Below are 6,383 nucleotides of genomic sequence, written 5' to 3'. Positions count from 1 at the left end.
TGGGCAATTTCTTCATTGGGAGAAAATTCTATTTGTACCGATGAGCGTATGGAGCCAATAATTTTTGTGACATTATAGGCATCATAGTTGATAAAGCGAATGCGGCTATCGCTTGGCGCACGGGTGGGAAAAATACTGGCATGGCTAGGCGTTAAAGAAAGGGTAATAGCGATGTTAAGAATGAGAAAAAGAATTTTTTTTGTCATGATCAGTTGACCACTTCCGGATCGGTTCTATATTCACTAACAATAAACCCTAGAGGATTTATCAAACGGTTTTGGACAGAGATAGGGGCATTGATGTATTCAAAGGTAAGTGTTGCAACCCAGTGGGTGATGAATTCTTTGTTGTTGTCGTTGTCGTGAATGGTTCTGTAGTAACGCACTTGGGCAACATCGTCATTGATAAAGGAGATTGATTTTATTGTTATTGTAACAGCGGCGTGTTTATAGAGAATTTGAGGACTTTGGGGATTTCTTGCTCCATACCAGCTGGCAAATCTTTCCTGTTCTTCAGAAGAAGAGAGGAGGGAGACGGTTTGGAAGTTGTGTTGTGTTTCTTCTGTGGTGAAGCCTTCACGGGAGCGGACATATTTTGCAGCAAAGTAGCGTGTGATTGCTTCGTCGACATTGGTGGGACCTTCTTTTAAGGCTTCCACAACTTCGGTGATGCCGGTTGAATTGTCTACACGGATGACAAAAGGTTCCACGGTTTTAAGGGGTGTGAGGGTGATGACCGCGAGAGAAGACAGTATTGCAACAGCAACGGCGATGCCGGCAATGGCAAGCGAGACGCGGGTGGTGCGGCGTGAGGCGAGCATGCGATCTTGATCGAACGAGCGTGCTTCAGCAATGTATTGTTCTATATCTTTTTCTTTCATGCTTTTTGCCCGCAATTTTTGTAGGATTTTATTTCTTCATCCGTTAATTTTTGTGCCAGAAGCATTTCCAGCTTCCCTTCTTTTAGGGGTGAAGGGGTGTTGTTACTGATGATAATGGGCGTGGGCGTGGGTTTTTTCCCTTCCCAATTCCACATTGATCTGTTGAGTGGACGTTTAGAATATCCATCACACTTTGGGAGTGACTTCAGTGTGTTTGGTGAAGACATACAGCCACTGAGAAAGAGAAATGGTAAGATAATCCCAATTTTTTTAAATTTCCGCATTTGAACTTAGGCCTTTGCTAATAGTGATGCTAATTTTTTAACGCCCTTTGCTATCGTGTTGGCTGTTGCTTTAGCAGCGCGAAAAGCTTCTTTCCCAGCACGTTGCGTTCCCGTTATTGCACTTGTGAAAGAAACAGCCCCAGAGGCTAAAGCTGATGCGACATCAGGGAGTTTGGTGAAAAGGTAACAACCACAAATACTAACAGACGAGAAGTTAACTAAGGAAAGCATTATATCTTCAAGTGTTTCTGAGAAAATTTTTATTGAAAATTGGATATACAGACCACCAAGCAGCACGACTAATACCTGCAAAAGGATGAAATTTAAAACTTGTCCCAACCATGCTTCTGTAAATTTTCTGGTTGCTGAAAACATAGAGAGGCTTATAAACAGTGGTCCTATTGATAGGACAAGAAACAAACCCAGTTTAGCAAACATCGAGACGATAAAACCAATTGTAGCCAGTAACACGGCATTTACTAAACAGAAAAAACCAGCAAGCCATGTGACAAGAAACTTACCCGCTTCAGTCCATCCTGTATACTTCTCTGATGCGTCAAAAACGTGTGCCCCCGCTTGTCTTAACATATTGTCCCATACATTTTGATCCGAGTGTGCTGCACCTTGTGTGACATTTGCAATGGCATTCGGCAGATCATTAAAAAATATATCCCTAACCCATTCATTATAAAGAGCAGCGTTTGTAGCGAGAGCAACTATGATACCCAGTTTGAAGGCTGTCGCTATAAACTCCCATAAGGGCGTGGAAGAACGCCCATAGATGATATTGTAGCCCATAAATATAACGTAGATTGTACAAGACGCTTTAAGCGGAGCACTTAACCCCGACGAAAGATGCTTAATAGTGTTATTCATCATTTCTTCAAGAGTCTTCGTTACAAAGCTATTCATATCAGTAAATACGGTTATATTTTCAAATGCCATTGCACGTCCATTCTATTCAATGTTTGCAAATATGATCATTTATAATTCAATTATTATCTTGTTTCTGTTCAGCTTTTTCTTTCGCTTCTCGTTCGGCTTTAGCCCGTTGTTTTGCTTCAAATTCAGCTTCCCATTTTTCTTGTCTAGCTTTTTGTTCAGCCCAAAGTTCATCCATACTTTTTTTCCGTTCCTCTGCTGCTTTACGACTTCTTTCTTCAGCTTGTGCTTTATATTCTTTTTCAAGTTCTAAAAATGCTAACCGCATGTTTTCACAGTTTTTTGAAGTCCCTGCAAATCCACATTTAGCATCCCACTCTAAGCGTAAATTTTTATCTTTTTTAAATTCTGCTACGCTATAGGTTTTTTCACATCCAGCTGTGATGAGCCCTGTGCAAAGTAGCAATGTTGTTATGAGAACTTTATTCATCAATATTTCCCCTTTTTCCTTTCAGTTTTACAAGTTTTGAGCACAATCTTTAAATTCTGCTTGTGTTATCGGTTTTTATAACCAGTGATGATAAATCTAGGGCACGGACATAATGTTGCCATAAATATATTATAGAATGTACAAAACTCTTTAAGTTGAGCAGCTAAAGCGCAATAGCGATGTGTAATGGTGCTATCCATTGCCTCTGCAAGGGATTCCATTACAGTATCATCTATGTCAGTAAATACACCGTTGGTTTCTATTGCCATTGAGATGCTCCGCTCTTCATTATGTCTTAATGGTTATTTTGTTGTTCTTCTGCCGCGCGCTCTTTTGCTTTTTGTTCAGCAAGGAATTTTTGATTCTCTTCTCTCATTTTTTTAATTCTGGCTCTCATTTCAGCTTCGGAATCTCTAATCATTTTTTGAAACTTTTCATCATCTTCACGCTCTCTTTCTGCTGCTTTTGCTTCATATTCTTTCTGAAGTTCTAAAAATGCTAACCGCATGTTTTCACAATTTTTTGAAGTTCCTGCGAATCCACATTTAGCATCCCATTCTAGGCGTAATTTTTCATCTTTTTTAAATTCAGCGACGCTATAAGTTTTTTCACAGCCAGCAGCGATAATTCCAGTGCCAAGTAGCAATGTTGTTATGAGAACTTTATTCATCAATATTTCCCCTTTTTCCTTTCAGTTTTACAAGTTTTGAGCACAATCTTTAAATTATGCTTGTGTTATCGGTTTTTATAACCAGTGATGATAAATCTAGGGCACGGACATAATGTTGCTATAAATCTATTGTATAGTTGGTAAGGCTCTTTAAGTTGAGCAGCTAAAGCGCAATAGATGTTATCCATTGTTTTTGTAAGGGGCTCCATCAACATATTGTCGATATAAGAAAATATGCCTTTGGTTACTATTGCCATTTAGATGCTCCGCTCTTCATTATGTTTTAATGGTTATTTTGTTGTTCTTTTGCCGCGCGCTCTTTTGCTCTTCGTTCTTCTTCAGCGCGTGTTTCCGCTCTTTGTTTTTCGAGTATTTTTTGAGTCTCAGCCTCCCTTTTTTCAAGTCTGGCTTTTTGTTTCGCCATAAATTCTTCATATCTTTTGCGATTTTCTTCTGCAATTTTACGACTTCTTTCTGCTTCTTTTGCTTCATATTCTTTCTGAAGTTCTAAAAATGCTAACCGCATGTTTTCACAATTCTTTGAAGTTCCTGCAAATCCACATCTAGCATCCCACTCTAAGCGTAAATTTTTATCTTTTTTAAATTCTGCTACGCTATAGGTTTTTTCACAACCAGCAGCGATAATTCCAGTGCCAAGTAGCAATGTTGTTATGAGAACTTTATTCATTATTTATTGTCCTGTTGTTGTTTAGCTTTAGCGCGCTCTTCTGCTTCTCTCTTGGCTTGTTCTTTTGCTTTTTGTTCAGCTTTCCATTTTTCATGTTTAGCTTTTTGTTCAGCTATAAGTTCATCTATACCTTTCCTATACTCCTCTGCTGCTTTACGACTTCTTTCTGCTGCTTTTGCTTCATATTCTTTTTGAAGTTCTAAAAATGCTAACCGCATGTTTTCACAATTCTTTGAAGTTCCTGCGAATCCACATTTCGCATCCCACTCTAAGCGTAATTTTTCATCTTTTTTAAATTCTGCGACGCTATGGGTTTTTTCACATCCAGCTGTGATGAGCCCTGTGCAAAGTAGCAGTGTGGTGATGACGATTTTCTTCATGGCGTGCTCCAGATCTTATCTATTCTTTTCTGATCCTCTTTAATTCTAGCTCGCCATTCAGCGTCTTCTTTAATTCTCCGTTTTTCAGCTTCAGCTTCCCATTTTTCAATTCGTTCTTCTTCAGCGCGTCGCTTTGCTTCTTGTTCTGCTTTCCATTTTTCATGTTCAGCTTTTCTTTTAGCTTCTTCTTCTTTTTGCTTTTTTTCCCATTCTTCTCTACGTTTACGGTTTTCTTCTTCAGCCTTTTTCCTGCGTTCTGCCGCAAGTTCGTGATCGGCTACTCTTACATTTTCACAATTTTTTGAAGTTCCTGACCATCCACATCTCACAGCCCATTCTTCAAATAATTTTTTATCTTTTTTAAATTCTGCTACGCTATAGGTTTTTTCACATCCAGCTGTGATGAGCCCTGTGCAAAGTAGCAATGTTGTTATGAGAACTTTATTCATTATTTATTGTCCTGTTTCTTTTCAGATTCTTGTTTATCGTCATTTGTCGAGCCAAAGCCTCTCCAATTTTTACGGGTTTCAAATTCAGCTTGCTCTGCATTTTTACAATTTTTCGAATTCAAATCCCCTGACGTCAAACATTTCACTAATACTTCTTCCATCAGTTTTTTATTTTTTTTAAGTTCTTCTACGCTATAGGTTTTTTCACAACCAGCCGTGATCAGCCCTGTGCAAAGTAGCAATGTTGTTATGATGATCTTGTTCATATTCAAGCCCCTCTTTTTTACTCTTTATTGACCACGCAGTTTTTGGGCCAAAGCTTTGTATCGTGCTTTAAATTCTTCCATTTCACGTCTTTCTGCCGCTTTTTCTTCTGCTTGTTGAATCATCGCGGCGGCTTGCATTTGGAGAACTTGTGTTTGGAGTTTTGCTTGTATCGCTTCTAGTTGTGCTTGAATGCCTTGAATTTTACCCGCATCTTCAGTACTTCCAAGTTCGTCAAGAAGCTTGGTAATGTTTTTTTGTGTTTCACTGGCTTCTTCGTAGACGTCTTGTCCTTTGGCTGCTTGTCCTACTACGCGCTGTTCGGCTTTTTTCACTTCCTCTGCGTAAAAAGCATCCACTGCCTCTTTTGATCCAGCACCCCCCGCGGGCTCTTTGTATTTAAGTTCTTCTTGCCATTTTTGCGTGTTTTTGCTGCCGCCACCGCCACCGCCGCCCATTGATTGTTGAAAGTGGTTAAAGTCTGAAGGAAGGGCGCCACTGCTCCCTTGCTTGTTAAACATCTCTTTCAATCCCGAAATGTCAGGCTTGACATTTAAGGAGTTATATAACTGTTTCGCTTGATCGAGTTGGCTCTTTAATTGCTCAAGCTGTTGTGCACCTTGTTGAATTTGTTCTTGCAACTTGTTAAGCTGTTGTTGGCCTTGTTGAACTTGTTTAATCATTTGTCCAAAAGCCTTGGGATCAAATACAATACCGCCAAAACCAAATGAATTGGTTGTTAAACCAAAAGAAATTGCGCAAAGAGCTGTTGCCAATAAAAGTTTTTTCATTGCTTTGACCTTTCTTGAAAAATAGGAAGCCATTTTTCTGGAGATTGTCCAACTTCATCCATAATGGTCTCTAGGAGTTCAATATTCTTGGTGGTGCCACTTAAAATGGCTATTTCATCATCAAAGCCCCGTAAATTCAGTTCTGCTACAACTGAACTTTGTCCTTGTTTGATGAGAAAACGCCGTGACTCACGGCTTAATTCTGATTGTATCAGGTTAAATTCTCTGTCCGATAATTTAAAACCTTCTACATAATCCCCATGATTGCCCTTTTGATTGGGAAAATAAATCTGTGTGGGGCATTGCTCTATAATGGTGTGGGCAATGGTCGAATTGATCGCATCTTTGGGAGATTGCGTTGCAAACAACATCAAACCATTTTGTTTACGGATAGTTTTCAGCCTGTCTTGCGCAAAGGCTTTAAAGGAATCATCCTCTAAGGCTTTCCAAAATTCATCAATGACAATGATAATACGACGCCCATCAATCAGAGACAAAATCCTATGAAAAAGATACATCATTAATGGGGGACGAATTTCATTATTGTCTAAAAAATCCGTCATGTCATAACCAATAAATTTTGCATCAATGCCAATGTCGTCATC

The 6,383-nt window shown here is 39.2% G+C and carries 10 protein-coding genes and 3 pseudogenes; all 13 read right to left on the bottom strand.

The window, feature by feature from the left end; all coding sequences use genetic code 11:
• Positions 1 to 206 (bottom strand): annotated as a pseudogene (locus ACFING_RS09015) (P-type conjugative transfer protein VirB9); the annotation flags it as partial.
• Positions 207 to 208: 2 nt separating this feature from the next.
• Positions 209 to 880 (bottom strand): virB8 family protein, encoded by a 672-nt coding sequence (locus ACFING_RS09010; protein WP_375613221.1) that lies wholly within the window; start codon positions 878 to 880, stop codon positions 209 to 211.
• Complete coding sequence (locus ACFING_RS09005) at positions 877 to 1,164, bottom strand: type IV secretion protein VblB7 (protein ID WP_375630576.1); 288 nt, start codon at positions 1,162 to 1,164, stop codon at positions 877 to 879. The genes ACFING_RS09010 and ACFING_RS09005 overlap by 4 nt, the downstream gene beginning before the upstream one ends.
• Before the next feature lie 6 nt (positions 1,165 to 1,170).
• Complete coding sequence (locus ACFING_RS09000) at positions 1,171 to 2,109, bottom strand: type IV secretion system protein (protein ID WP_375630574.1); 939 nt, start codon at positions 2,107 to 2,109, stop codon at positions 1,171 to 1,173.
• A 46-nt stretch (positions 2,110 to 2,155) separates the two neighbouring features.
• Positions 2,156 to 2,536 carry an EexN family lipoprotein gene (locus ACFING_RS08995; RefSeq protein ID WP_375630572.1) on the bottom strand — a complete coding sequence of 127 codons (381 nt, stop codon included), beginning with the start codon at positions 2,534 to 2,536 and terminating at the stop codon, positions 2,156 to 2,158.
• 65 nt (positions 2,537 to 2,601) lie between these two features.
• Positions 2,602 to 2,805 carry a hypothetical protein gene (locus ACFING_RS08990; RefSeq protein ID WP_375630570.1) on the bottom strand — a complete coding sequence of 68 codons (204 nt, stop codon included), beginning with the start codon at positions 2,803 to 2,805 and terminating at the stop codon, positions 2,602 to 2,604.
• A 26-nt stretch (positions 2,806 to 2,831) separates the two neighbouring features.
• The gene (locus tag ACFING_RS08985; RefSeq protein WP_375630568.1) at positions 2,832 to 3,206 is read right to left on the bottom strand and encodes an EexN family lipoprotein; all 375 of its coding nucleotides are present in this window, start codon (positions 3,204 to 3,206) and stop codon (positions 2,832 to 2,834) included.
• 283 nt (positions 3,207 to 3,489) lie between these two features.
• Positions 3,490 to 3,894, bottom strand: coding sequence for an EexN family lipoprotein (locus tag ACFING_RS08980; RefSeq protein WP_375630567.1), 405 nt, complete (start codon positions 3,892 to 3,894; stop codon positions 3,490 to 3,492).
• A complete protein-coding gene (locus tag ACFING_RS08975; RefSeq protein WP_375630566.1) occupies positions 3,894 to 4,274 on the bottom strand; it encodes an EexN family lipoprotein in 381 nt (126 codons plus the stop codon). Before ACFING_RS08975 ends, ACFING_RS08980 begins: the two co-directional genes overlap by 1 nt.
• A 137-nt stretch (positions 4,275 to 4,411) precedes the next feature.
• Positions 4,412 to 4,723 (bottom strand): annotated as a pseudogene (locus ACFING_RS08970) (EexN family lipoprotein); the annotation flags it as partial.
• A complete protein-coding gene (locus ACFING_RS08965; protein ID WP_375630564.1) occupies positions 4,723 to 4,989 on the bottom strand; it encodes an EexN family lipoprotein in 267 nt (88 codons plus the stop codon). The pseudogene ACFING_RS08970 and the gene ACFING_RS08965, both read right to left, overlap by 1 nt.
• Positions 4,990 to 5,013: 24 nt before the next feature.
• Entirely contained in the window at positions 5,014 to 5,778 is a 765-nt protein-coding gene (locus ACFING_RS08960) for a type IV secretion system protein (RefSeq protein ID WP_375630562.1), read from the bottom strand.
• A pseudogene (locus ACFING_RS08955) lies at positions 5,775 to 6,383 on the bottom strand (transporter); the annotation flags it as partial. The pseudogene ACFING_RS08955 and the gene ACFING_RS08960, both read right to left, overlap by 4 nt.

Source organism: Bartonella sp. AP150HLJHH, assembly GCF_042196385.1.
Taxonomy (GTDB): domain Bacteria; phylum Pseudomonadota; class Alphaproteobacteria; order Rhizobiales; family Rhizobiaceae; genus Bartonella.
This window is presented reverse-complemented; position numbering and strand designations above follow the sequence as displayed.